This is a genomic window from Paenalcaligenes hermetiae (genome assembly GCF_039543645.1).
Classification (GTDB): Bacteria; Pseudomonadota; Gammaproteobacteria; order Burkholderiales; family Burkholderiaceae_B; genus Paenalcaligenes; species Paenalcaligenes hermetiae.
In genome coordinates, this window is record NZ_BAABKD010000001.1 from 321,459 (window position 1) to 346,996 (window position 25,538).

Here is a 25,538-nt window from a genome sequence, read left to right on the forward strand (position 1 = left end):
TAATTTTATAAAAGTCTTACAGCTCACCGTAAGAATGCAAACCCGATAAGAACATATTTACACCGAGGAAGGCAAAACTCGTCACAAGCAAGCCTACCAATGCCCAATAGGCGCTAAATGTACCTCGTAGTCCCTTCATGAAGCGCATATGCAACCAAGCGGCGTAGTTTAACCAAACGATTAAGGCCCATGTTTCTTTAGGGTCCCACTGCCAATAAGTTCCCCAGGCATCAGCTGCCCATAAGGCACCTAAAATCGTGGCAATCGTAAAGAAAGCAAAGCCCACTGCAATCGCCCGATACATAATGTCATCGAGGATTTCCAAATCAGGTAAGCGCTGTGCAATAGGACGGCGGAATGCCATAATTAAACCAACAATGATGGCACTAATACCAAAATACAGCATCCATGTGGCTGAAAATTTACCCGAGCTAAAAATTAACGGCTCCGCACAAAGCAGCACCCCTAAAATAAATACGGGAGATAGTTTCGCCCAGGAAGTGGTCTCACCATTTTCTTTGATTAAATAGGCAAAACCCACCATCGCAGATAGCGCAAACGTACCATAACCAATAAAGTTAGCTGGCACGTGGATTTTCATCCACCAGCTTTTCAGTGCTGGCACTAAGGGCTGAATTTGATGGGCATCACGCGTAAAGGAATACCACAACAAAAACACCACGACGGAGGACACCACCAGCAAGACAAAACCGCCTAAAGCACGGGTGGCATAACGGCGTTCATAGTACAAGTAAAATAAAGCGGTCATGAGCGCAAAGAGGACAAAAACCTCGTATAAATTGCTCACAGGAATATGACCAATATCAGGGCCTAATAAGTGCCCTTCACGCCAACGTACCAATAACCCGATCGAGCCTGCGTACACTGCTGCCCATGTCAGCCCAGAGCCAATCCAAGCCGCAGTCGGGCTTGCCATCCCTATCCAGTACATTACCGTAGCTAATACAAATAATGCACACATCCACAAAATAGCGGATTGAGAAGAGATCAGGTATTTCAGAAAAAAGACGGTCTCAGCGCGATTGATATCGCCATTGGCTAAGTTTCCATCAGGGCTATAAAGCCAAATAGCAAACAACGCCACCAACGAGATCACAATCGTCATGGTGCGCAGTGGCCGCCAGAGCCAACCCATCCACACCAGCATTGGCACGGTGGCGACAAGAATAATGCGCTCGTAGTAATCCATGCTATCGGGATAGGTTTTTAAACAGTAGACTGCCGCCAAAGCCAATACAACAAAGTAGATGGCATCACTTATGGTTGGACGACCGCGCACCCCTCGCGCGTCCCCGCTGGGAGACCGCGGATCATCACCCCACATAGAGGGAGAAGATGTAACAGCGGAATTAGACATGTTGATTACCTCGATCTGCAGACAAACGCTCAAACGCCGTTTGGAAGCGTTGGAATTCTTGTTGGAAGTCTAAATTACGGCGCTGTGATGTCATGGCTGCCGTCAAAATGCTGCCCGTATCCTGTGGGCGCACCCACACCCAAATACGACGATCACGCACATAAATCATCACAAACACACCGATCACCAAGAACAAGCTACCGGTATACACAATATACATACCAGGGCTACGTGAGACCTGAAAAACACTGGCTTGCACCTGGTCAAAGCTATCTAGCGTTAACACCACGGGAGCCGGATATTCGGGCAAGTTCGCAAAAGCCAATAAAGCGAGCTGTACCCATTGTTCCTCGTGGGCGCCTTTTTCCCCACTATAATCAATAGGTGCTAAACCGTGCTCTTCGCGCACCAGATTACGCAGCTCCAAAAGCGTCATCTGGAGCATGGGCACCGTTAAACCCAAAATACGCTCGCGTTCCGCCTCTGGCACTGGTTCAATAATGCCATTAAACCCTTTACGTACAAAGGTATCAATGGTTTTAAAAGCCGCTAACTCAATCAAAGAGCCGGCCTCCATTTGCCCGCTGCGCATGGCAAAACGTTTAGCTGCCAATTGCAATTTAGCCGTGTCGGTTGCCGCTGCTCGTAACTGCATAAACTCTGTCATTGAGCTTTTTGCATCGGCAGGAATTCGTACATAACGGAAAAAATCGGCTTGATTACGGCGCATACCAAGCAAAAACACCGGAAACCCGTCTAAGGTCATGGGAGCCATGTAGTTCACATACTCCATCGCCTGGCCATCTTTGGTCGTAAGCCTATAGTGGATGCTTGGCCCCACATTGGTTAAGTGATCGTCTTTGGGCTTAACGCCACTGCCCGCTACGGAGGCCACATGATCCATCAAAGCTTTAGGTTGTGGATCACCATCGGTAAGGTCCTCAACGTTAAAGACTCGTAACTCTGTAAAGGTTGCCTCTACGCTATCGCCCTGTTGGTTATAAATCACGGGCGCGCTTTCGCCAACCACCCCTTTTAGGCGGACGGGCTCGTATTCAGCCCCTTGTAAAGGATAAGCGCTTAGCACCAGTTTGCTACCACCATCATCAAAGCCAGATTGGTAGATGGTTACCCCACGATAACGCAAAGGCTCGTTCACCTCGATCACCTGAGTAAAGCGCTTACCATTTTCCTCGTCAATGACCTCTACCTCGCTTTTAAAATTGCTTGGCATACCAGTAGAGTAATAGTCAATGATAAAACGCTTTAGCTCCACAATAAATGGCACTGGCTGGATCAAAACCCCTTCTCCGTAACTAACAATAGCATGAGAGGTTTTTGCGCCCTCGGGCAAAAGCATATTAGCGCGGTAGCTAGGATTAGATAAACTCAACCGCCCAGCGGGGGGGACTTCGGAAATAAACATATTTTCCGTGATGGGGGTTTTATCCCCCAACCATGCTTGAATACGAATCGGTAGTTCACTATCTAGCAGCCCCCCTATACAAATCACCACAATCGCCACATGCCCAAAAATGTAGCCTAAACGATTTGCTCCCCCTTTTTTCGCCGCTACCATGTAACTACCGTCTTCGTCATCACGAACGCGGTAAGCATAGCCATGTGCTTTAAGCCACTGCTGGATCGGCGCTAGGTTATCTTGGGGGGTGTGGCTGGATGTGATCTCGACCCGATGGGGGAATGCTCGTAAACTTGTCCCCCGTACATATTCCCTAAAGGTGCGAGAGTCTCGGAGCATTTTAGGGGTATGTCGAATCACACATAAAGTGGTCGACACCACCAAAAAACCCATAATAACTAAAAACCACCAGCTGTTATACACATTCCAAATGGTGAATTTATCGAATAAAGCCGTCCAAAAAGGACCAAACTGATCGATATAAACATTAAGTGGCTGGTTTTGTGCGAGTACTGTGCCGATAAGACTGGCAACACAGATAAAAACCAAAAGGCTAATAGCGAACCGCATGGAGCCAAGCAGCTCCATGACATCTTCAACAGTTGCTCGACGCTGGGTGGTAGATACAGTCACAGAATTAGATAACGATAAAAGTAAGAGGAAGGGTTGATCCCATTAGAACGCACAGTAAGCAATAAGTTCCCCACTATTACCTACACATAAACACAGCAAAGCTCACCTTGTGTTTTATACGTACAAGGTGAGCTTTAAAAAGCGTTAGTCAGAGCAGAATTAACGTAGGCCTGCTGCGTAATCCGCCACAGCATCGATATCGGCATCGTTCATGCGATCGGAAATATCATGCATCATGACTTGATTGTTGCGGTCACCACTACGGAATAAACGTAATTGCTCTGCAATATAAGAAGGGAACTGACCGCTTAAGCGTGGGTATTGACCGGGGATCCCAGCACCATTCGGTGCATGACAGGCAGCACAAGCCGCTACACCGCGTTCTGGTAAACCACCCCGCCAAATCTGCTGACCGCGCTCTAATGTATCTAAGTTAGTTGCTGTGGCGGCCTTTTCGGGGTCTAAAGGCTGCTGGCTAAGGTAAAACGCGACATCACGCATTTCTTCGGTGGTCATATTTGCCACAATGCTTGCCATGACGGCAGGAGCGCCACCAGCGGCTAAACGAGCTGCAGGCTCGCCCTCTTTTTTAGGGCGAAAATCATTAAGCTGTTTAACCAAGTATTCAAAAGGCTGAGCTGCCAAGTTTGGGTTGGCCTCTAGGGTGCTGTTGCCAGCTTCTCCGTGACAGGTGACACAGGCTAAAACGCCTTTAGAGACGTTACCATTTAGGTAGAGCTGTTCGCCTTTTTGTAAGTCCGGCTTTGCTGCGTCGGCAGCATAAGCTAGGCTTAGCACGGAACAACCCGCGATTAGGCTGCTTGTGATAATAAATTTTGATAGCACGCGCTTCATGTAGTCCTCGACAATCGCGATTCAACTGGATAAGCAAAAAAGGGGCTTATGCCGCCAAACCCGCCGCATTCTGCGAAAGAATCTTTGCCAAGAACACGACGTTACCGTATTAAACTTAGTGATTATACAATAGAGCTACAAAATTAAACGGAATTTGCTGCAATCATGTCTATATTACATCGCGCTCGCTTCACCATCTCTGCGGCACAACTGTCCCAGCTCCCCCCCGAAGGCCCTCCAGAGGTTTGCTTTGTGGGGCGCTCTAATGCGGGTAAGTCCTCTGCTATCAATGTCTTAACAAACCAACGCCGCCTTGCCTTTTCCAGTAAAACACCGGGGCGAACACGTCTGATCAACATGTTTGGCATTCCGGACCCTCTAGAAGCCGATGCCCAGCTTGGTTATTTAGTCGATTTGCCCGGATATGGGTATGCGGCGGTTAATCGTCAAGAAAAACAGCAGTGGGACCAAGTGCTTGGCGGATATTTACGGACGCGCAATTCCCTAGCTGGCATTGTCTTAGTGATTGATATTCGTCGCGGACTGACCGATTTAGACTTACAACTGGCCCATTGGATTGCGCCCACCGGACGACCGGTATTAGTATTATTAACTAAAGCCGATAAATTTGCGTATGGTAAACGTATCCAAGCGGTAGCTGCCGCACGTAAGCAGCTTAAAGACATTGGTGCTTTGCATGCGTTGCCCTTTTCCGCGACGCACCGTATTGGTATCGAAGACGCCACGCAACATATCGAAAACTGGATTTCCCCCCAATTTGTACCATGACAAAATTTATTCCTGACGTTCATTTCCCCCAAAGCCGTCCACGCCGCAACCGTCGTGATGACTTCACCCGCCGTTTGGTGCGCGAATCCGCCGTTAGCGTTGATGATTTTATTTACCCCGTTTTTATTCGCGAGGGCAAAAACGTCCGCGAGGCGGTCGATTCTATGCCTGGCGTCTATCGCTATTCGCCTGACCAGCTCTTAGCCGTAGCCGAAGAATGCGTAAAACTTGGTATCCCTGTGCTTTCGCTGTTCCCTTCTATCGAGCCCGAAAAAAAATGCCCTCAAGGACTAGAGGCTGCGAATCCAGATGGTCTGGTGCCTCGTACCGTTGCACTGTTAAAAAAAGAATTTCCAGAGCTGGGCGTGCTAACTGACGTGGCGCTGGATCCTTATACCAGTCACGGTCAAGACGGTATTATTGATGAAAACGGCTACGTGCTTAACGAGCCCACAGTAGCTGTTTTGTGCAAACAAGCACTCACCCAAGCCCAAGCAGGTGTGGATATTATTGCTCCTAGCGACATGATGGACGGCCGTGTTGCCGCGATCCGTAACATCTTGGATGAAAACCACTTTATTGACGCACGTATCATGGCCTATTCGGCCAAATACGCGAGTGCGTTTTACGGGCCTTTCCGGGATGCCGTAGGCTCTGCCGCGAACCTGGGTCAGTCCGACAAAGCCTCTTATCAAATGGATCCTGCTAACCGCTTAGAAGCAGTCCGCGAGGTCGCCGCCGATATACGCGAAGGCGCCGACATGGTGATGGTCAAACCAGGTATGCCGTATTTAGACATTGTGCGCGAGGTCAAAGACGCGTTTGGTATGCCAACCTTTGTCTACCAAGTCAGCGGAGAATACGCCATGCTCAAAGCCGCTGCACAAAATGGCTGGCTCGATCACGATAAAGTCATGATGGAATCGCTACTCGCTTTTAAACGTGCCGGTGCCGATGGTATTTTGACGTACTTTGCGATCGAAGCGGCTAAATGGATGCAGGCAAATCAATAAATCCGATGCCCTAATAAAAACGCCAGCGTATTAGGCTGGCGTTTTTTATGTGCAGCTCGTGTTACTTAACGTACGACTTTGTTTAGCTCAGCGCTAAACTTATCCGCCGGCATAAATCCAACGACCCGAGGGTCGGGAAGCTCGTTGCCCTGCGCATCAAAGAAAATGATGCCGGGTGGCCCAAATAAGTGAAAACGCTTTAACAGCTCACGGTCCTCTGGGGTGTTTTTGGTCACATCGGCTTGTAACAAAATCATGTTCCCCATTTTTTGAGCAACCTCTGGATCCGTAAAGGTGAACTGCTCCATTTCGATGCACGACACACACCAATCTGCATAAAAATCCAATATAACAGGTCGGTCTGCCGCCGCCAGTGCGGCCTCTAGCTCCTGAATAGAAGTCACCGGCTCAAATGGAGGCGCTGCCACACTATTTACCGCTCCTGCACTACCACCCAGCCCTAATCCAGCTAAAGGCTGGGTAATGCTTCGGCTCCCTGACGCCACCCCAACGGTAAGTGCTATGGCCCATACCGCCACCAAAATACCAACCCCTTTTAATAGTTGTTGGAATACGCCTGCCTCGGCTTCTAAACGACGGAATGCTCCTAATAGCGTAGCGGACCAAATCGCTAAGACAGCCCAACCCAACATCAATACCCATGTGGGTAAGACTGAGTTCACCATCCACCACGCCGTGGCAAGTAACAGGATCCCAAAGCCGTATTTAATCCCATTCATCCAACCACCGGCTTTAGGCAATAGCGCCCCAGACGATGCCCCCACTACAAGCAATAGTGCACCTGAGCCCCAGGCCAGCGCGAATAATGTTGCGCCCCCTAAGACCACATCACCCGTTTGCGAGATAAATAACAACACACCAGCTAACGGTGCGGCCACACATGGCCCCACAATCAATGCTGAAAGCATGCCCATTAAAAACACACCGCCGTATTTACCACCGGGAATTTTAGCTAGCCGCCCTTGTAACGATGACTGCATACCGGCAGGTACCTGCAAGTTATACACATCAAACATGGAGAGCGCTAAAACGGCCAAAATGACAGCAAACAGACTCAACACCCAAGGGGTTTGCAACCAGGCTGCTAAGCTCGCACCCGCTAAGCCAGCGGCCACCCCTAGAGCGGTATAAACCAACGACATACCCAATACATAAGCCGCAGCCAACGTTAAGCCCCGCCAGCGTGAATCCGTGGGTTTGACCCCTTGGCCAGCAATAATGCTTAACAAAATGGGCACCATCGGTAAAACACAAGGGGTAAATGACAACAGCAAACCAAGCACAAAAGCCAAGGCCATCATTTCTGCCCACGAGGCCTGGGCAAGAAAACCAGCGATGCCGGTATCACTTAAGCTAAATGCCTCGGTAAAGCTGACTGCAGCGGCTGGTGCCTCGACCACATGATCTAAGGGCTCTGGCACACTATCCACTACCCAGCGCCCTTGCGCTTTGTAGCCCCCCTCCACAGCGGTGAGCTGGATCGTCTCTGTCATAGGGGAATAACAAAGCCCAGCATCAGCACACCCTTGATACGTAATCGCCAATGACAGGGGTAACCCCGGTATGCCTAAGCCAGGTTGAACCGGTACACGAACCGTTACCTGTTCCCTAAATACCGCCATTTCCTCATCAAAGGTGGGGTCATAAATGACTTGAGCGGGGGGGAAAGCCGGATCACCCACCGCTTGCTCGTCATCATTCAAACTAAAAGCAAACCGCGATTGGTACATGTAGTATTCTGGCGCGATTTGAAAATGCACATCCACCTCGGTGGGGCTATGCATGGCTACCGATAACTGAAACGCTTGTTCAGGGTCTAAAAACTCATCAAAAGCCTGTGCCGGACGCGCAATGAGCAGTACCACACTGACCCAGAATAAAAAGAAAAGACGATACCACCGTCCGCCTTGCCAAGCGGGTGTAGAACCCAACATAGAATCATTCCTTTGGTTTGATGTTAGCTTTTTATCACACCAAGGCTACGCGGAGGTCTGTTCTTTTACCCAGTTAACATATGTATCCAACCCCGCAATGACAGGGAGAACAAGAATTTCGGGAACCTCGTAAGGGTGTAAGGAGCGGATTCTTTCCATCAATGCTCCTACTTTTGCCCCTGTGGTTTTAAAGGTGAGGGGGATTTCCTCGGCGCCCTCCAGCGTGCCTTGCCACATATACATAGACAAGGCAGGGCGCCCAAGGTTCACACAAGCGGCTAAACCCTCTTCTACGGTGAGGTGCGCTATCCGTTTTGCCAACGCCTCGTCGGGCGCATTTGATAAGACTAAAACAATTTGATCCACCGAATGAGGCTGTAACTGCATTACTCTGCATCCATTTGTTGAGCAGGCTCAGCTTGAATAAAAGCGGGTAGTTGCGAGCAAGCCTGTACCGCCTGTGCTACCCGCGGTAAATGGTCGATTGCATAACCAAAGCGCTGCGCATTGAAGACTTGCGGTATCAAGCACACATCCGCTAAGGTTGGCTGTGAACCATAGCAATACTCACCCGATGTATTATAAACCGCTAATTGTTTTTCAAAGGCTTCTAGCCCGGTCCCCACCCAATGCAAATACCACTCCTGGCGTTGTGCTGTATCCCACGCGGCATTTTTTTCTAGGTACTGTAAAACACGTAAATTATTTAAAGGGTGAATATCACAAGCAATTTGCAGCGCCAACCCACGAATATGGGCGCGTGCGACAGGATCATCCGGCAGTAAGGCCTGTGTCGTTGGGTACGCCTCATCTAAATACTCGATGATCGCCAACGACTGCGTAAACACTTGTCCTGCGTCTTCTAAGACTGGAACCAGCTCAGCAGGATTCTTTTTTTTATACGCCTCGCTGTGTTGCTGCCCCCCGTCACGCAGTAAATGAACCGGAACCGCTTCCCAATCCAATTGCTTTAAACCTAAAGCAATACGCACTCGATATGCGGCTGAACTACGAAAATACGTATATAAACGCATAAATACTCCTTTGGTGGGTGCGGGCAAAGCACCCTTTTTTCTTATCGGCTAACGCTTAAAAGCGCTCCACTTCGTTTTCAATCGCACCAAAAATGCTTTGCCCTGCCTCGTCTTTCATTTCAATCCGTACCACATCACCCGGCTGCATAAAAGGCGTTAAGGGCTTGCCCTGCTCGATGGTTTCATACATACGTACCTCCGCCAAACAACAGTAGCCTACGCCCCCATTTTCAATAGAAGAGCCCCATAAGCTGCCTTGTTTATTTGAAACAGTGCCCGAACCAACAATCGTACCTGCACAAACGGTGCGGGTTTTAGCTACATGAGCTACAAGCTGAGCAAAATTAAACGTCATGTCTACACCCGCATTGGGTTGACCAAAGGGCTGACCGTTTAGCTCCACAAGCAAAGGAAGATGTACCTTGTGATCGGCCCATTTGTCTCCTAATTCATCGGGTGTGACGGCCACTGGACTAAATGCGCTCGCCGGCTTACTTTGTAAAAAACCAAACCCTTTTGCTAGTTCCGCGGGGATCAGTGCGCGCATGCTCACATCATTGACTAGCATCACCAAGCGAATGGATTGAGCGGCTTGCTCTACGGTTGCCCCCATAGGCAAATCACCCGTAATCACCGCGACCTCAGCCTCAAAATCAATGCCCCAATCAGGGTCTGCAACCACCTTATCCGTAGGCGCTAAAAAACCATCGGAAGCACCCTGATACATCAGCGGGTCATGGTAGAACGAGGCTGGCACTTCGGCATTACGTGCTTTGCGTACTAACTCCACATGGTTAATGTACGCTGAGCCATCTGCCCACTGATAAGCGCGCGGCAACGGAGAGTGAAACAAGTTCACATCAAAAGCTTGAGTATGATCCGCTGAAGCATTAATTTGTTCATAGACCTGCTGTAGTGCTGGTTCACACTGCTCCCAATTTTCTAAAGCGTATTGCATAGTGGGGGCAATATCTGCCACCACCTTAAAACGGGTTAGATCACGGCTCACTACCACCAAAGCACCATCACGGCCTTGTTTTAGGCTGGCTAATTTCATTTAAACATCTCCTTATAGCTTCCATCATGCAACCACGCGGCATGTTTAGGCGCACGTTTGGTGCGACTCCACTCCTCGAGCATGTCCCACTTCACCTCATCCAAGGCTTCATTCATACCGGGCAAAGGGGTATTTACGGCCAGCTCTAAACGGTGACCATTGGGATCAAAGAAATAAATGGATTGAAATAAAGCATGATCCGTCGGACCAATCACATTGACACCATTGGCTTCCAAGCGTGCTTTTGCCTGCAATAAGGTATCCATGGAATCCACTTCTAAGGCCAAATGCTGCGTCCATTTTGGCGTATTTTCATCACGCCCCATTTCAGGACGTGTTGGCAGCTCAAAAAAAGCCAACACATTACCCATTCCCGCATCTAAAAAAATATGCATATAAGGGTCAGGCTCACCCGTTGATGGCACACTGTCTTCGGCAATCGCCAAAACCAATTTCATATCAAGATTTTTTTCATACCATTTTGCGGTGGCATACGCATCTTTGCAGCGATAAGCCACATGGTGTATTTTTTTAATCATGGCAGCAGTCTCCTTGCTGAACGTCATCAAGATAAGTCACGACGACAAAACACTGATAGCTACTTCATTAAAAACGAAAACCATCTATGAATCAAATGGATTTTTTCCTTTGATTTATCAATTAAACTAATAAATAGATCAACCTCAGAGATAGCCCAAATGAATATCAGCCTGCGCCAATTACGTGCCTTTGTAGAGCTTGCCAAAACCCAAAGTTTTACCGTCGCCGCTCAAAACCTATTTATCACCCAGTCCGCTTTAAGCAGCCTAATTAAGCAGATGGAGCGCTCCCTTGGTCTGCAGCTTTTTGATCGCAGCACACGCCGCGTGCAATTGTCTGATGTGGGTAAAGACTTATACCCCTTAGTCGATAAAATTTTATCGGACTTAGGTAATGTATTAGACGAGGCCGCTAGTCTAAAAGCGTTAAAAAAAGGTATTGTACGTATAGCAGCTCCACAATTGCTTTCCAGCACGGTTATTCCCACCGTCATAGCGCAATTTCACCAACACTATCCAGATATTCAGGTTCAACTTTATGATTGTGGTGTAGAACAGGTGGCCAACAAAGTCCTCGCTGCCGAAGTGGATTTTGGTGTTGGCCCTGAGCGTGATAGCAGCGTAGAGATTCAATCCACCTTGTTATTTGAGAGCCCTTTTCATGTGGTGCTGCCACCGCAACACCCGCTTGCTCAAGCCGATCGCCTGTCTTGGCAACAGCTACAAGGCCAAGCCCTTATCTTATTACAAGGTCAGTTTACAAAACGGCTTTCTGGGGATTTAGATAGCACAGAATATGGTCCAGAGCTCAATCTTAAACCGGCCCATTTAGTGAGCTTTATGTCTACGGCTTTAAGTATGGTCCATGCAGGATTGGGGTTAACCGTATGTATGCCTTATGCTCGCCCACTGGTCGAGCGCTATGGACTGGTGATGCGACCGATTAATAACCCAGCGGTCTACCGTCGTTTTTATATTTATGAACGTTCTGCCCGTACCTTAGCCCCTGCTGCGACCGCATTTAAAAATAGACTATTAGAGGCGTTTTAATCGTTTTATATTTCCCTTTAGTGCCGTTTTTTTATGTTATTGTGAATAATAGACGTGTTTTTTTAAAGCTGTACCAACCATCCTTTTTGCCTCAGGAGAACCATTATGGCAATGATGAAAGCTGCAGTATTTGTAGAAAAAAACCGCATCGAACTCGTCGACAAACCCATTCCGGATGTCGGGCCAAACGATGCCCTCGTCAAAATCACTACCACCACGATTTGTGGCACGGACATCCATATTCTAAAGGGAGAATACCCGGTCAAATCTGGACTGACGATTGGACACGAGCCGGTTGGTATCATTGAAAAGCTAGGCAGTAATGTGCGAGGCTACCAAGAAGGCCAACGCGTCATTGCAGGGGCAATTTGCCCAAGCTTCACTTCTTATCCTTCCCAAGACGGTTTTCCCTCCCAAGACGGGGCTTATCTTCTGGACGATGATGACACATGCCCATGCCACGGCTACAAAGCCACCGCGGGCTGGCGCTTTGGTAATATGATTGATGGCACCCAAGCCGAATACGTGCTTGTCCCCGATGCACAAGCCAACCTAGCCCCTATCCCCGATGGCCTTAGCGACGAATCCGTACTGATGTGTCCTGATATCATGTCCACCGGCTTTAAAGGCGCAGAAAACGCGAACATCAAAATTGGTGATATGGTTGCTGTGTTTGCGCAGGGCCCAATTGGCTTATGCGCTACCGCTGGTGCGCGCTTATTAGGCGCTAGTGTCATTATTGCCATTGATGGTAACGATGATCGTTTAGCAATCGCTAAAAAAATGGGCGCTGATATTACGCTCAACTTCAATCAGGTGGATGTCGTTGATGAGATCCTAAAAATCACAGCTGGCCGTGGCGTCGATGCAAGTATTGAAGCCCTAGGACTACAGATAACCTTTGAACAAGCGCTGCGGGTGCTTAAACCTGGTGGTACGCTATCTAGCCTTGGCGTCTATGCCGAAGACCTTGTCATCCCAGTGAATGCTTTTGCTGCAGGCTTAGGCGATCATCGGATCAATACAGCGCTCTGCCCAGGGGGCAAAGAGCGTATGCGTCGGCTGATGAGTGTGGTTGCCGCTGATCGTTTTGACTTTACCGCATTGGTTACCCACGAATACCAACTCGACAACATTGTAGAAGCTTATGATTTATTCGCTAACCAACGTGATGGTGTGTTAAAAATCGCAATCAAACCCTAAACGCATCCTCATAAAAAAACCCGCTTCCATATGGAAACGGGTTTTTTAACACGCTTAATAACTATTATTCAGCGTCGTTGTTTTCTGCTTCGGTGCGCTCTACTAGCTCCATGTAGGCCATGGGTGCATTGTCGCCCTGGCGGAAGCCCATTTTAAGCACACGAGTGTAACCACCGTTACGATCTTTAAAACGAGGTCCCAACACGTCAAAAAGCTTGGTCACCGCATCACGGTCGCGTAGACGTGCAAAAGCCAAACGACGGTTTGCTACAGTTGGGTTTTTAGCCAACGTGATCAAAGGCTCAATCACTCGACGTAATTCCTTGGCTTTAGGCAAAGTGGTTTTGATGGCTTCGTGCTCAATCAAAGAAACCGACATATTGCGGAACATAGCCAAACGATGGCTGCTAGTACGATTTAGTTTACGTAAACCATGACGATGACGCATGATAATTTTCCTATTAAATAAAGTGAATCTTATTTGTATGGCTTAATGCCATACGCTGCCCAGGCTCTTCTATCAGCACAGCTGCGGGCCAATTGGCAGTAAAAAAGACGAATAATTATAGCAGAGTTTTAAAAACTGATGACAAGACCTTCGTCAAATCCGTTGCTTATACCCCGAAAACAGCGTGGCTATGGCAAACAATGACCCATCACTATCTGCCATAGCCTGCTTTTTTAGGTGTCGGCGATTAAGGGCGCTCTAGACCTAGCGGAGGCCAGTTTTCTAGCTTCATCCCCAAGGTTAGGCCACGTGCCGCCAATACCTCTTTGATCTCGTTAAGCGATTTACGACCCAAGTTAGGTGTTTTAAGCAGCTCGTTTTCCGTGCGCTGAATCAAATCACCAATGTAGTAGATGTTTTCTGCTTTCAAGCAGTTTGCAGAGCGTACGGTTAGCTCTAAGTCATCCACAGGACGTAACAAGACAGGGTCAATCTGCGGAGCGGCGCGCTCGGTGGTCTCGAAGGTGTCTTCCTCGTGCTCTAGCGCCGCAAATACAGAGATCTGATCCATCAAAATGCGCGCTGCTTGACGTACAGCCTCTTCGGGGGTGAGCACGCCATTGGTTTCGATGTCTAACACCAATTTATCCAAGTCTGTACGCTGCTCCACACGCGCGTTTTCTACTTCGTAGCTAACACGACGCACCGGGCTATAAGACGCATCTAAAATAATACGACCAATCGTGTGCTGACGATCTTCGGACAAAGCACGAACGTTACCAGGCACATAGCCACGGCCCTGCTCGACCTTGATTTGCATCTCAAGCTTGCCTTCGTCAGTTAGGGTCGCCAAGTGATGATCGGGGTTAATGATCTCCACATCATGTGGCAGCTCAATATCACGCGCGTAAACCTCACCAGCTCCGGATTTGTTGAGCGTCAAGGTGACTTCTTCACGACCGTGTAATTTGAATACCACCCCTTTTAAGTTCAACATGATGTCAACCACGTCTTCACGTACACCGGGGAGGGTGGAATATTCGTGTACCACACCGGTAATCTGTACCTCGGTGGGTGCATAACCTGTCATGGAAGACAATAAGATTCGACGGAGTGCGTTACCCAACGTATGGCCATAACCACGCTCAAAAGGCTCCATGATAACTTTGGCGTGATGTTTAGTGATGGCCTCGACTTCAATAGAACGCGGCTTTAGAAAGGCTTGAGACATGAGATTTCCTTTTCAATACCCTCGGCTCGTTACACCGATAAGGCTGATGGAATAATAAAAACCAACAAGTGGTAAGAGACCACAAGGCCCACCATCTATAAAAAGAAAGTGGGCCAAGTGATAATAACCGTAATCCGAAGACTTGGGTTAATTAGCGTGAGTACAACTCAACAACTAGCGATTCGTTCACATCACGTGCCACATCAGCACGATCTGGAACCTGTTTAAATACACCGCTAAGTTTGCTGGTGTCGACCTCAACCCATTGTGGAAGACCAACGCTTTGTGCAAGTTCGAGTGCTTCTTTAATACGCACTTGGGAACGTGCTTTTTCGCGAATGGAAACCACATCACCGGGTTTAACTGCCATGGAAGCGATATCCGCAGTACGGCCGTTAACTTCGATTGCGCGGTGAGTTACCAACTGACGTGCTTCTGCACGTGTGGAACCAAAACCCATACGATAGACAACGTTGTCTAAACGGGATTCGAGCAATTGAATTAACAATTCACCGGTATTACCGCGACGACGCTCTGCTTCATGGAAGTAGCGACGGAATTGTTTTTCCAATACACCGTACATACGCTTTAGTTTTTGCTTTTCGCGTAACTGTAAGCCGTAGTCGGAGGTACGGGAACCAGAGGTGCGACCGTGCTGACCTGGACGAGAATCCAATTTACATTTGGAGTCCAAGGAGCGACGAGCGCTTTTCAAGAATAAATCAGTACCCTCACGACGTGAGAGTTTACATTTAGGTCCAATATAACGAGCCACGTATCTTCCCCTTAGATGCGACGACGCTTGGGCGGACGGCAGCCGTTATGTGGGATCGGCGTAATGTCTGCAATACTGGTAATTTTGATACCAAGTGCATTCAATGCGCGAACCGACGAGTCACGGCCAGGGCCAGGGCCCTTGATGCGAACTTCCAAGTTTTTAATACCGTATTCCATTGCAGAGCGGCCAGCCATTTCGGCGGCTACCTGTGCAGCGAACGGTGTGGATTTACGCGAGCCTTTAAAGCCAGCGCCACCCGATGTCGCCCAAGACAATGTGTTGCCTTGACGATCGGTGATAGTGATGATTGTGTTGTTAAAGGTCGCCTGAACGTGCGCAATGCCGTCGGAGACGCTCTTTCTGATTCTCTTACGAGCGCGCGATGCGCCAGAAGCTTTAGCCATCTTCTATTCCTCGATTATTTCTTCAGAGACTGCGCTGCGCGACGTGGTCCCTTACGGGTACGTGCGTTAGTGCGTGTACGCTGACCGCGCACAGGCAGTCCGCGACGGTGGCGCATCCCACGATAACAGCCCAAGTCGATCAAGCGTTTGATAGACAATTGGACTTCACGACGTAAATCGCCTTCAACGTTAAATTGCGAAATCTGTTCGCGAATGACTTCTAGTTCGGCGTCGGTAAGATCTTTGATCTTTTTGGAATATTCAATGCCCGCGGCGTCACAAATTTGACGAGCGCGAGTACGACCGATACCGAAAATCGCGGTTAGACCGATTTCGGCGTGTTGATGCGGCGGAATGTTAATGCCAGCAATACGGGCCATGGTTGTTCCTTGTTAAATCGGTTGCGTTTCGGCGTATCAGCCTTGACGCTGCTTGTGACGGGGATCAGTGCAGATTACACGTACCACGCCATGACGTTTAATGATTTTGCAGTTGCGGCAAATCCGCTTCACTGATGCCATTACCTTCATGGTTGACTCCTAGTTTTCTTAAACCGGCCGCTGCTTATTTAGAGCGGAATACAATTCTGGCTCGGCTAAGATCATAGGGCGTGAGCTCCACTGTGACCTTGTCGCCCGGCAGAATCCGGATGTAATGCATACGCATCTTGCCCGAAACGTAGCCTAACACCATATGGCCATTTTCTAGCTTGATACGAAAAGTTGCGTTTGGGAGGTTTTCTACAACCTCGCCTTGCATTTGTATAACGTCGTCCTTTGCCATTTTCTTCTATCGCATAGGCAAACCCGTGCCTTTAAAGTTAGCCTTTTTCAGCAACGAGTCATATTGTTGAGACATCACGTAGGCTTGCGCCTGTGACATGAAGTCCATAGTAACTACAACAATAATTAGCAAGGAAGTACCACCAAAGTAGAATGGTACGTTCCAGCGCATCTGCAGAAACTCCGGAACCAAACAAACTATAGTGATGTAAATCGAGCCAGCTAAGGTTAAGCGGGACAAGATTCTATCAATATAGCGTGCTGTTTGTTCTCCGGGACGTATACCAGGTACAAATGCACCGCTTTTTTTCAAGTTATCTGCTGTTTCGCGACTATTGAAAACCAATGCCGTGTAGAAAAAGCAGAATAAAATAATCAGAGCTGAAAACAGCGTGATGTACAAAGGCTGACGAGGTGAAAGCGCAGCTTCCAAATCACGTAACCAGCCCAGACCCGGTGTAGTGGAGAACCAACTGGCAATTGTAGCTGGAAGCAGAATAATTGACGAGGCAAAAATAGGAGGAATTACCCCTGCCATATTCAGCTTCAGCGGCAAGTGCGAGCTTTGTCCGCCATAAATACGGTTACCTACCTGACGTTTCGCGTAGTTGACCGTGATACGACGTTGTCCACGCTCGACAAATACAACAAAGTACGTAACAGCAACCACCAGCACGATGATGAACAATGCAGATAATATCGACATAGCATCGGTTCGTACTAGGTCTAGCAAGCCACCAAGGGCGCTAGGTAAACCTGCCACAATACCAGCAAAGATGATAATGGAAATCCCGTTACCAATACCACGTTCAGTGATTTGTTCACCGAGCCACATGAGAAACATGGTGCCCGTGACCAAGGTCACAACTGTAGTAAAGCGGAATAACAAACCGGGGTCGATGACGAGACCGGGTTGTGACTCCAATGCAACAGAAATACCAATTGCCTGGAATAGTGCAAGAAACACTGTACCGTAACGAGTGTATTGGGTGATCTTTCGACGACCCGCTTCACCCTCTTTTTTGATTGCCTCGAGCGTAGGCACAACCACCGACATTAACTGCATAATAATCGATGCAGAAATGTAGGGCATAATCCCCAGTGCGAACACTGAGAATCGTTGCAACGCACCACCAGAGAACATATTGAACAAACCCAAAATACCACCTGAGTTTTGTTGGAATAGATCTGATAGTGCGTCTGGATTGATCCCTGGGACGGGAATATGTGTACCCAAGCGGTAAACAACCAGCGCGAGCAGCAGGAATACAATACGCCGCTTTAAATCAGCATATCCAGAACCTGTCTTACCCTTTGCCTGTGCTTTAGCCACCGTGACCCCTTTTATTCAGCCAAAGACCCGCCAGCAGCTTCAATAGCAGCACGGGCACCTGCTGTTGCACGCAAGCCTTTTAAAACGACTTTGCGGGACAGCTCGCCGGATTTAATGACTTTAGCGTAACGCACGAGCTGACCAACAATGCCAGCTTGCTTCAGTACCTGAATGTCGACTTCTTCTACGTCTAAACGTTGTAAGTCAGACAAGCGGACTTCGGCGTGCAAGTGACCACCTGGGGCAGTAAAACCGCGCTTAGGTAGACGACGCTGTAAAGGCATTTGACCGCCTTCAAAGCCAACTTTGTGGTAACCGCCAGAACGTGATTTCTGACCTTTATGACCACGCCCTGCTGTTTTGCCGTAACCGGAACCCATACCGCGACCAACGCGACGGGCTGCGTGTTTGGCGCCCTCAGCAGGTTTTAATGTATTTAATTGCATTTGCGACATGCCGATTCCTTTAGGCTTCCGAAACGGTGACTAAGTAATCCACTTTGCGGATCATGCCACGAACTTCGGGAGTATCAACCAGAACGCGGCTGCTGTTAACGCGGCGTAAGCCTAGACCACGGACGGTGTCACGATGGTCTTTTTTTGTACCGATAACAGAGCGCACGAGAGTAACCTTGATTTGCTTCTGTGCCATGATTTACCCCAGAATTTCTTCAACTGTTTTGCCACGTTTAGCAGCAATTTCAGCCGGTGTGGAGCAAGCACGCAAACCATTTAGGGTTGCGCGAACCATGTTGTACGGGTTGCTGGAGCCTAAGCTCTTAGCTACAACGTTACGTACACCCATTACTTCGAAGATCGCGCGCATAGGACCACCGGCGATCACACCAGTACCTTCAGCAGCGGGAGAGATAAGTACAGTGGAGGCACCATGCTTACCAACTACGGAGTGATGTAGCGTACCGTCTTTTAGCGCCACTTTAAACAAACCACGACGGGCTTGCTCCATGGCCTTTTGTACAGCAACGGGTACTTCACGGGCTTTTCCTTTGCCCATCCCGATACGGCCATCCCCATCACCTACTACTGCTAATGCAGCGAAGCTCATGGTACGACCACCCTTGACGACTTTACTGACGCGGTTAACCGCAATCATTTTTTCACGCAGGCCGTCGTCGCGCTCCTGGTCGGCATTTTGTCTGCCTTGTGCTTTAGCCATTTGATAATTCCTTAGAACTTCAAGCCGGCTTCACGCGCGGCGTCAGCCAACGCTTTCACGCGGCCATGATAACGGAAGCCCGAACGATCGAATGCAACGGTTTCGATACCAGCGGCTTTGGCTTTCTCGGCAACACGTTTGCCGATGAGTGCAGCAGCTGCAACGTTGCCACCATTGGCCAGCTCTTTGCGCACTTCGGGTTCCACCGAAGAGGCGCTGACCAAAACGCGGTCGCCTTCGGGCGAGATAATGTTGGCGTAAATGTGCAGATTGGTGCGGTGTACCGCCAGGCGATGTACGCGTAACTCGGCAATTTTCTTGCGAGTTGCCACTGCACGACGCAAACGAGATTGTTTCTTGTCCATAATTCGTCCTTGCCTGTGCGATTATTTCTTTTTGGTTTCTTTCAGGGCTACGTGCTCTTCGGCGTAGCGTACGCCTTTACCCTTATAGGGCTCAGGGCGACGGTAAGCGCGAATTTCAGCAGCACACTGACCGACAACCTGTTTGTCCGCACCTGTCAACACGATTTCGGTTGGGGTTGGACATTCGGCTGTCACACCAGCGGGCAGTTCATGCACGATGTCGTGAGAGTAACCAAGTTGGAGCTTAACGGCGTTGCCTTGTACTTGTGCACGGAAACCCACACCAACTAAAAGTAGTTTACGGGTAAAACCGGCGCTAACACCAGTAACCATGTTGTTCACTAAGGAACGAACGGTACCGGACATAGCTTTAGCATGACGGCTGTCGTTAGCTGCTACAAAAGTAAGCTGACCTTCGTTTAGCTCGATTTTAACATCGCCAGTCAAAGGCTGAACTAAAGTACCGCGTGGGCCTTTAACAGTGATTTGATCTTCTGCGATGGTTGTTTCTACGCCATTAGGTAAAGCGACTGGATATTTTGCAATACGTGACATTGATGATCTCCTTATGCCACGTAACAGAGGACTTCGCCACCTACGCCAGCAGCGCGGGCTTTGCGATCAGTCATCACACCACGAGAGGTGGAAACAATCGCTACGCCTAGGCCGTTCATCACCTGAGGGATCTGATTGCTGCCTTTGTAGATACGTAGACCAGGACGCGACACGCGATCGATGCGCTCGATAACGGGTTGTCCAGCGTAATATTTTAGGGTGATTTCCAAAACAGGCTTTTTATCGCCAGTTACTTGGAAGTCTTCAATGTAGCCTTCGTCTTTTAGCACTGCTGCAATGGCAGCTTTTAGCTTCGAGGAGGGCATGGATACCGACTGCTTGTTGACCATTTGTGCGTTACGAACGCGGGTCAACATGTCGGCGATTGGATCGCTCATGCTCATGTGATTTCTCCTACCAGCTAGCTTTGGTCATACCCGGAATTTCGCCCTTGAGCGCCATTTCACGGATTTTATGACGAGTTAAACCGAATTGTTTGTAAACACCGCGAGAACGACCAGTAACAACGCAGCGATTACGCAAACGTGTTGGGTTGGCATTGCGAGGAAGCTTTTGTAGATCCAAGCGCGCCTGATAACGTTCTTCGTCGGACTTAGACTGATCGTCGATAATGGCTTTTAGCGCAGCGCGCTTAGCAGCGTATTTCTCGACCAGTTTTGCGCGTTTAATATCGCGATTGATGAGTGATAGTTTTGCCACGTCATCGCCCCTTAGTTACGGAACGGGAAGCGGAAAGCGTTCAATAGCGCTTTGGCTTCTTCGTCGGTCTTAGCAGAGGTGGTGATGCTAATGTTCAAACCACGAACTGCGTCAATTTTGTCGTATTCAATTTCGGGGAAAATGATTTGTTCTTTTACCCCTAGGTTGAAGTTACCGCGGCCATCAAAAGCACGAGCTGGTACACCACGGAAGTCGCGAACACGTGGTAATGCCACGGTGATCAAGCGATCGAGGAACTCGTACATGCGGCGACCACGCAATGTGACTTTACAGCCAATTGGGTAATCTTCGCGGATTTTAAAACCAGCAATCGCTTTGCGGGTTTTGGTAATAATAGGTTTTTGACCTGCGATTTTCGCCATGTCTTCGACGGCATGGTCGATGACTTTACGATCAGCAACGGCCTCGGAAACACCCATATTTAGAGTGATTTTTGTAATACGAGGTACTTGCATGATGCTTTTGTAGCCAAACTGCTTTTGCAAGTCAGCTACAACGGTATCGCGGTAGAATTTTTGTAAACGTGCCATGATGTCGTCCCCTATGCCTTAGCGCCAACGACTTTACCGTTGGAGCGAAATACACGCACTTTGCGACCGTCAACAACGTCAAAACCAACGCGATCAGCTTTGTCGGTTTCGGGGTTAATCAAAGCAACGTTAGAGATGTGAATAGGCATGGTTTTGTCTACGATGCCACCTTGTACGCCAGCCATGGGGTTAGGACGCACATGTTTTTTAGCAACGTTAATCCCTTCGACCACAACGCGGTCACCATCAACGCGCAACACAGTGCCACGGCGACGTTTGTCGCGACCGGCTAGCACAATGACTTCGTCGCCTTTACGGATTTTTTGCATATCCTAGGCTCCTTATAGTACTTCGGGTGCCAACGACACGATCTTCATGAATTTCTCGCTACGCAATTCGCGCGTAACGGGACCGAAGATACGGGTGCCGATGGGTTCTAGTTTTGCGTTAAGCAAAACGGCGGCATTGCCACCAAATTTAATCAACGAACCGTCTTTGCGGCGAACACCTTTGGCAGTACGAACTACCACAGCGTTGTAAATTTCGCCCTTTTTGACGCGTCCGCGCGGGGCCGCTTCTTTTACAGTGACTTTAATAATGTCACCGATTGCGGCATAACGGCGCTTGGAGCCACCCAACACTTTAATGCACATTACGGAGCGCGCACCAGTGTTGTCGGCCACATCCAGCGTGGTCTGCATTTGAATCATGATTTTTCCTGTTCCAACTTAACTGCACAACCTGGTACGAACTAACTATAGTCTACCAAGCAACGCAACCAGTTTTGGTCCCGTCAGATTCGACGTTGTTGATAACCACTGCAATTGGTTGTAGTAGCTTAGCGCCGAACCCTGGGTTGAAATCTTGCGAGAAACAAAACGTGTGTTTGGTCTACTTGTTTTTGTATAGCAAATACTATTTTAAAATCAAGTAATCTATCATTTTAGCAAAAAACAGCATTTAGGCAAGCTTTTTCTTTAACTCCCAACGATTTATGCCGTATTCATACAACAAAAAGAGCTTGCTTCTGACCAACCCAAAAAAGAGTCAAACAGAAGCAAGCTCAAGTCGGACTTAGCTATTAATTCCTTGCTAAAGAACGGTAGGCCTATATGGATTCCCCACTAGCCGCCTTTCATCATATTCAAAATAGCCTGTGTATGCTGAGCATTTTGAGTTTGGATTAACAGGCGTCCATCTGTTATCACCTCTCCTATACGTGCAATACTGGCCAGCTGCCCTTGCACACTTAACAAAAGAAAGTGCCCTTGCGCCTGTCTTGTAATGCTATGTAATTTACCCAATCCTCTTTGATTCATTTCCAATAAAAGAAAGGTTCGCTGATCAGCTGTAGTAACAGGTGTCACTCGCAACAAGTCCGCCTGAGTTAAAACAGGTTGAGGTAAAGCGTATAAGTTCTCTCCACCTACATCAACTGCTACTAACGTATCTTCTTTTTGCTCTTGCGCTAAATGCAAAGTAATGACCACAGAAGATTGTGATTGAGACTGGGCTCCCCCAGTATTTCCTTGTTGAACTACAGGAGGTACTGGATCTACAGCCTCTGGGGCTCTTTGTGAAGCTGTGTGCTGACATGCCGTTAACCCAATGGCCAAAGCCAATACAGTCACTAACTTATATAGTAATCTCATTTCTTTTCCGATTAAAAATCCCGCATATATACGCCATATTTGTTTTACTTAACAGCATTGATCACAATCTCTACTCGACGATTAGGAGCTAAGCAAGCTATTAAGTCACTACGATTTCCTTGATCACAGTGCACTAAAGGATGCTGATCACCAAAACCTTGCGCAAGAATTATATTTGGCTTAATACCAGCGCTAATCAAGGCTTGCCTGACTGCCTCTGCTCGCTGTTGAGATAAACGCTGATTAAAAGCTGAGCTCCCGATATGGTCAGTATGACCTGATACCACAACTCGCTCTAGCTCATTTACCTGACCCAATTGATCCACCAGCTCAGAAATCTTACCTAATCCGGCACTTGTTAAAACAGCACTGCCAAAAGCAAAGGCCACATCGCCCGATAAGGAAAGAGAGCGCTCCGGCTCCGGTTTAGGCGTATCATCCAACACTGAGGCACACTCGCTTGGCTTCCAGTAAAAACTCTGGCCTAACTTATCTTTATCAAAAAGGACCTTAAACTGACAAGTTTTGACACCTTGGGGCGTGTTGAAATGGAATAAATAATCCCACTCACGAACTTTAAACCCTTCCGAGAAATGTGGGCGCCCTAGCAAATTATAGAGCTGATCGCGAGTCACTCCTTTCTGAACTTGTCGTAAGTTTTCAATATTCGGGTAGGAACCTACTTCAAATGTCACTTTATCGATCTCGGGAAATACTGGATTATCCGTCTCCCCCTTAGAGTCGACCTGACTCAAGGTACCGCAGCCCACAAGCACAAAACTGCTAAAGAGAGCAGCTCCAAGCCAACTTCTTTTCATGATATGAATTCCTTTAAATATGAGTGTTGTGCATCGGTGCTGCTTAAAGCACCGATGCAACTATCATCAAGGCTGACTTACCATTGATAACCAATACCTACTGCACCACCATAATCACCACGTGATGAGGTATTACCGGAAAGCTTGTATACCCATTTACCATTATCGGTAATTCCGGAAAACCCAATGGCCATACCAGACTCTCCACGCCAGGTTCCAGCCGCCATAGACATCATATTCTTACCGGGCAAGTATGCCTGCGGCAAAGAAGCTGTTGCCATCGCCGCCGCCACACCTGCTCTTAACCGGTTATCCATACGATGAATATCATGACGAATGTTATTAACCTGGCCTTGCAGATTACCCGCAACCTGATTCAGCTGACTCACATTCACAGCATCGGTGTCATTGACGCCCGCTGCTACATTGGTAATGTGCTTACCTCCCATATTGATCCCATTCTCATTAATAATAGGACCTCCGTTGCTAATATGGATTTCATCAGCTTGAACCTTTACAGCCGTAATGGAATTCACCTTCATATCCTGGGAGACTGCTACCGTAATATCCGCACCTGCACCATTCGGCCGCTCGGTCTTGGAGATGACGATATTGTCACCGGCCACGAAGCCCACGGTGTTGCCGTTGTGGATCGGAGTAGAACTATCCCCCACACCACTGCCACCTGAGCCTCCGGTGTTAGAACCACCACCGGTACCACCAGTGTTTGCCCCCCCTGTATTACCATTCTCAACTGGTGCTTCGACGTTCCAATGCAAGCTATCCAGAACATCTTTCAAAGATGTATGCTGGCCGCCGTTATACGCAAAGGATCCGTTACCATCTAAGCCAACAAACGACTCAATCGGTTTTAACTGCCCATAATTAACAGCATCAGTTGGGGCCGTTCCGGCGGCTACATTGGTGATGCGCATATCACCCGCATTAATGCCACCTAGGGTAATGCTAGGCCCACCCGTTAGGACTAGGCCCGTGCTCCCCAAGTGAACTGCTTCACCAATCGCAACACCCGCATTATTTATGGTAGTGCCGCCGGTCTTTAGACTGCCCTCTTCACCCAGGTCAATGTCTTTATTCAGTTTGACCTCGACCCTACCGTCATTGTCGACACCCGTTTGCGCGACCGTGATGTTCTCATCACCCACAAAGGTCACAACTCCTTTCGGACCAATATTGGCGCTCTTGCCTTTCGCATCAGTCACCGTCCAGCCTGCATTCGCAACATCACTGACTAACTTGAGCTGGTCTTCAGTAGCCGCCTGGCCGCTGGTGAAGTTGTTTGGATCAAAGGTTGTATTGGTCAGTCCGCCGATTCGGCCGGTATCACCATTGATCGTGACCGGGTTTGCTCCGCCCACCACGACCTGCGTGCTGCCGATATCTGTGCTGTTACCGGCTGCATCTGCCACCGTGATCGAACCTGCACCTACGGTAGTCGTGTCACCAGCGGCATTCTTCACCGTAGTGCCTGCCGCTGTCGTAGAGGTCTCGTTGCCCTGATCGTCTTTCACCGTCAGGCCAGCATTGTTTACGACTGTGTTTCCTGTCGTCAGGCTACCCTCTTCGCCCAGATCGATGTCTTTGGACAAGGCCACACGAATCACACTGTTGCCATCAGCATCCTGCTCAATCTGCGTCATGATGTTCTGGCCTTCGTCGAACTTCGACCAATCAGCATTGTCCTGAGCACCGGCAACCGTCACTCTGGAACCCAGCTTAGATGTAAATGGACCACCCTCGTTGGCACCAAATACTAAGCCTTTATTCGTTAGCTCACC

33 protein-coding genes are annotated in these 25,538 nt (G+C 48.6%); 4 read left to right on the forward strand and 29 right to left on the reverse strand.

Going from position 1 to position 25,538, the window contains the following annotated elements:
* Positions 1 to 16 precede the first annotated feature (16 nt).
* From ccsB to ABD980_RS01530, 3 genes are all read right to left on the reverse strand, one after another.
* On the reverse strand, positions 17 to 1,378 hold the full coding sequence (gene ccsB, locus ABD980_RS01520) for a c-type cytochrome biogenesis protein CcsB (RefSeq protein WP_300647497.1): 1,362 nt from the start codon (positions 1,376 to 1,378) through the stop codon (positions 17 to 19).
* Positions 1,371 to 3,368 (reverse strand): cytochrome c biogenesis protein ResB, encoded by a 1,998-nt coding sequence (locus ABD980_RS01525; RefSeq protein ID WP_345369142.1) that lies wholly within the window; start codon positions 3,366 to 3,368, stop codon positions 1,371 to 1,373. The genes ccsB and ABD980_RS01525 overlap by 8 nt, the downstream gene beginning before the upstream one ends.
* A gap of 222 nt (positions 3,369 to 3,590) precedes the next feature.
* Entirely contained in the window at positions 3,591 to 4,286 is a 696-nt protein-coding gene (locus ABD980_RS01530; RefSeq protein ID WP_260650591.1) for a c-type cytochrome, read from the reverse strand.
* Between the two features lie 165 nt (positions 4,287 to 4,451).
* Here ABD980_RS01530 and yihA point away from each other — a divergent pair, with 165 nt between their 5' ends.
* Both yihA and hemB read left to right on the forward strand, forming a co-directional pair.
* A complete protein-coding gene (yihA, locus tag ABD980_RS01535) occupies positions 4,452 to 5,075 on the forward strand; it encodes a ribosome biogenesis GTP-binding protein YihA/YsxC (protein ID WP_260650590.1) in 624 nt (207 codons plus the stop codon).
* Entirely contained in the window at positions 5,072 to 6,088 is a 1,017-nt protein-coding gene (gene hemB / locus ABD980_RS01540; protein ID WP_345369091.1) for a porphobilinogen synthase, read from the forward strand. The genes yihA and hemB overlap by 4 nt, the downstream gene beginning before the upstream one ends.
* A 65-nt stretch (positions 6,089 to 6,153) precedes the next feature.
* Here hemB and dsbD read toward each other — a convergent pair whose 3' ends face one another.
* Genes dsbD through ABD980_RS01565 form a run of 5 tightly spaced genes read right to left on the reverse strand, consistent with a single transcriptional unit; the run spans position 6,154 to position 10,673 of the window.
* On the reverse strand, positions 6,154 to 8,043 hold the full coding sequence (gene dsbD, locus ABD980_RS01545; protein ID WP_345369093.1) for a protein-disulfide reductase DsbD: 1,890 nt from the start codon (positions 8,041 to 8,043) through the stop codon (positions 6,154 to 6,156).
* A gap of 45 nt (positions 8,044 to 8,088) precedes the next feature.
* Positions 8,089 to 8,430, reverse strand: coding sequence for a divalent cation tolerance protein CutA (cutA, locus tag ABD980_RS01550; protein WP_260650587.1), 342 nt, complete (start codon positions 8,428 to 8,430; stop codon positions 8,089 to 8,091).
* Positions 8,430 to 9,077 (reverse strand): maleylacetoacetate isomerase, encoded by a 648-nt coding sequence (maiA, locus tag ABD980_RS01555; RefSeq protein ID WP_345369097.1) that lies wholly within the window; start codon positions 9,075 to 9,077, stop codon positions 8,430 to 8,432. The genes cutA and maiA overlap by 1 nt, the downstream gene beginning before the upstream one ends.
* A gap of 55 nt (positions 9,078 to 9,132) precedes the next feature.
* A complete protein-coding gene (locus tag ABD980_RS01560; RefSeq protein ID WP_300646577.1) occupies positions 9,133 to 10,134 on the reverse strand; it encodes a fumarylacetoacetate hydrolase family protein in 1,002 nt (333 codons plus the stop codon).
* Positions 10,131 to 10,673 (reverse strand): VOC family protein, encoded by a 543-nt coding sequence (locus tag ABD980_RS01565; RefSeq protein WP_260650584.1) that lies wholly within the window; start codon positions 10,671 to 10,673, stop codon positions 10,131 to 10,133. Before ABD980_RS01565 ends, ABD980_RS01560 begins: the two co-directional genes overlap by 4 nt.
* 159 nt (positions 10,674 to 10,832) lie before the next feature.
* Here ABD980_RS01565 and ABD980_RS01570 point away from each other — a divergent pair, with 159 nt between their 5' ends.
* Positions 10,833 to 11,723 carry a LysR family transcriptional regulator gene (locus tag ABD980_RS01570; protein WP_345369100.1) on the forward strand — a complete coding sequence of 297 codons (891 nt, stop codon included), beginning with the start codon at positions 10,833 to 10,835 and terminating at the stop codon, positions 11,721 to 11,723.
* Positions 11,724 to 11,825: 102 nt separating this feature from the next.
* On the forward strand, positions 11,826 to 12,926 hold the full coding sequence (locus ABD980_RS01575; protein WP_345369144.1) for an NAD(P)-dependent alcohol dehydrogenase: 1,101 nt from the start codon (positions 11,826 to 11,828) through the stop codon (positions 12,924 to 12,926).
* A 64-nt stretch (positions 12,927 to 12,990) separates the two neighbouring features.
* Here ABD980_RS01575 and rplQ read toward each other — a convergent pair whose 3' ends face one another.
* From rplQ to ABD980_RS01680, 21 genes are all read right to left on the reverse strand, one after another.
* The gene (rplQ, locus tag ABD980_RS01580; protein ID WP_260650582.1) at positions 12,991 to 13,374 is read right to left on the reverse strand and encodes a 50S ribosomal protein L17; all 384 of its coding nucleotides are present in this window, start codon (positions 13,372 to 13,374) and stop codon (positions 12,991 to 12,993) included.
* Between the two features lie 247 nt (positions 13,375 to 13,621).
* Positions 13,622 to 14,605, reverse strand: coding sequence for a DNA-directed RNA polymerase subunit alpha (locus ABD980_RS01585; protein ID WP_345369103.1), 984 nt, complete (start codon positions 14,603 to 14,605; stop codon positions 13,622 to 13,624).
* Positions 14,606 to 14,756: 151 nt separating this feature from the next.
* The gene (rpsD, locus tag ABD980_RS01590; protein ID WP_345369105.1) at positions 14,757 to 15,380 is read right to left on the reverse strand and encodes a 30S ribosomal protein S4; all 624 of its coding nucleotides are present in this window, start codon (positions 15,378 to 15,380) and stop codon (positions 14,757 to 14,759) included.
* A gap of 11 nt (positions 15,381 to 15,391) precedes the next feature.
* Positions 15,392 to 15,787 carry a 30S ribosomal protein S11 gene (rpsK, locus tag ABD980_RS01595; protein ID WP_260650579.1) on the reverse strand — a complete coding sequence of 132 codons (396 nt, stop codon included), beginning with the start codon at positions 15,785 to 15,787 and terminating at the stop codon, positions 15,392 to 15,394.
* Between the two features lie 14 nt (positions 15,788 to 15,801).
* On the reverse strand, positions 15,802 to 16,167 hold the full coding sequence (rpsM, locus tag ABD980_RS01600) for a 30S ribosomal protein S13 (protein WP_260650578.1): 366 nt from the start codon (positions 16,165 to 16,167) through the stop codon (positions 15,802 to 15,804).
* 36 nt (positions 16,168 to 16,203) lie between these two features.
* On the reverse strand, positions 16,204 to 16,317 hold the full coding sequence (gene rpmJ / locus ABD980_RS01605; RefSeq protein WP_003805360.1) for a 50S ribosomal protein L36: 114 nt from the start codon (positions 16,315 to 16,317) through the stop codon (positions 16,204 to 16,206).
* Between the two features lie 34 nt (positions 16,318 to 16,351).
* The gene (infA, locus tag ABD980_RS01610) at positions 16,352 to 16,570 is read right to left on the reverse strand and encodes a translation initiation factor IF-1 (RefSeq protein ID WP_077734070.1); all 219 of its coding nucleotides are present in this window, start codon (positions 16,568 to 16,570) and stop codon (positions 16,352 to 16,354) included.
* A 6-nt stretch (positions 16,571 to 16,576) separates the two neighbouring features.
* Positions 16,577 to 17,902 (reverse strand): preprotein translocase subunit SecY, encoded by a 1,326-nt coding sequence (secY, locus tag ABD980_RS01615; RefSeq protein ID WP_260650572.1) that lies wholly within the window; start codon positions 17,900 to 17,902, stop codon positions 16,577 to 16,579.
* A gap of 11 nt (positions 17,903 to 17,913) precedes the next feature.
* Positions 17,914 to 18,357, reverse strand: coding sequence for a 50S ribosomal protein L15 (gene rplO / locus ABD980_RS01620; RefSeq protein WP_260650571.1), 444 nt, complete (start codon positions 18,355 to 18,357; stop codon positions 17,914 to 17,916).
* Positions 18,358 to 18,367: 10 nt separating this feature from the next.
* The gene (gene rpmD, locus ABD980_RS01625; protein WP_260650570.1) at positions 18,368 to 18,553 is read right to left on the reverse strand and encodes a 50S ribosomal protein L30; all 186 of its coding nucleotides are present in this window, start codon (positions 18,551 to 18,553) and stop codon (positions 18,368 to 18,370) included.
* Positions 18,554 to 18,556: 3 nt separating this feature from the next.
* On the reverse strand, positions 18,557 to 19,078 hold the full coding sequence (rpsE, locus tag ABD980_RS01630) for a 30S ribosomal protein S5 (RefSeq protein WP_260650569.1): 522 nt from the start codon (positions 19,076 to 19,078) through the stop codon (positions 18,557 to 18,559).
* Between the two features lie 11 nt (positions 19,079 to 19,089).
* Positions 19,090 to 19,443, reverse strand: a complete 354-nt coding sequence (gene rplR, locus ABD980_RS01635; RefSeq protein ID WP_260650568.1) for a 50S ribosomal protein L18 — start codon at positions 19,441 to 19,443, stop codon at positions 19,090 to 19,092.
* A gap of 21 nt (positions 19,444 to 19,464) precedes the next feature.
* Positions 19,465 to 19,998, reverse strand: a complete 534-nt coding sequence (gene rplF, locus ABD980_RS01640; protein WP_260650567.1) for a 50S ribosomal protein L6 — start codon at positions 19,996 to 19,998, stop codon at positions 19,465 to 19,467.
* Between the two features lie 11 nt (positions 19,999 to 20,009).
* The gene (gene rpsH / locus ABD980_RS01645) at positions 20,010 to 20,402 is read right to left on the reverse strand and encodes a 30S ribosomal protein S8 (protein WP_260650566.1); all 393 of its coding nucleotides are present in this window, start codon (positions 20,400 to 20,402) and stop codon (positions 20,010 to 20,012) included.
* A gap of 10 nt (positions 20,403 to 20,412) precedes the next feature.
* Positions 20,413 to 20,718: a 30S ribosomal protein S14 gene (gene rpsN / locus ABD980_RS01650; RefSeq protein WP_260650565.1), complete on the reverse strand. Its 306-nt coding sequence runs from the start codon at positions 20,716 to 20,718 to the stop codon at positions 20,413 to 20,415.
* 11 nt (positions 20,719 to 20,729) lie between these two features.
* Positions 20,730 to 21,269, reverse strand: a complete 540-nt coding sequence (gene rplE, locus ABD980_RS01655; RefSeq protein WP_260650564.1) for a 50S ribosomal protein L5 — start codon at positions 21,267 to 21,269, stop codon at positions 20,730 to 20,732.
* An 11-nt stretch (positions 21,270 to 21,280) separates the two neighbouring features.
* Positions 21,281 to 21,598, reverse strand: a complete 318-nt coding sequence (rplX, locus tag ABD980_RS01660; protein WP_260650563.1) for a 50S ribosomal protein L24 — start codon at positions 21,596 to 21,598, stop codon at positions 21,281 to 21,283.
* Positions 21,599 to 21,610: 12 nt separating this feature from the next.
* Positions 21,611 to 21,979 (reverse strand): 50S ribosomal protein L14, encoded by a 369-nt coding sequence (gene rplN / locus ABD980_RS01665; protein WP_260650562.1) that lies wholly within the window; start codon positions 21,977 to 21,979, stop codon positions 21,611 to 21,613.
* Between the two features lie 414 nt (positions 21,980 to 22,393).
* The gene (locus ABD980_RS01670; RefSeq protein ID WP_345369118.1) at positions 22,394 to 22,921 is read right to left on the reverse strand and encodes a hypothetical protein; all 528 of its coding nucleotides are present in this window, start codon (positions 22,919 to 22,921) and stop codon (positions 22,394 to 22,396) included.
* A 44-nt stretch (positions 22,922 to 22,965) separates the two neighbouring features.
* Positions 22,966 to 23,739, reverse strand: a complete 774-nt coding sequence (locus ABD980_RS01675; protein ID WP_300648616.1) for an OmpA family protein — start codon at positions 23,737 to 23,739, stop codon at positions 22,966 to 22,968.
* 77 nt (positions 23,740 to 23,816) lie between these two features.
* On the reverse strand, positions 23,817 to 25,538 hold a 1,722-nt coding region (locus ABD980_RS01680; RefSeq protein WP_345369122.1), incomplete at its 5' end, for a YadA family autotransporter adhesin.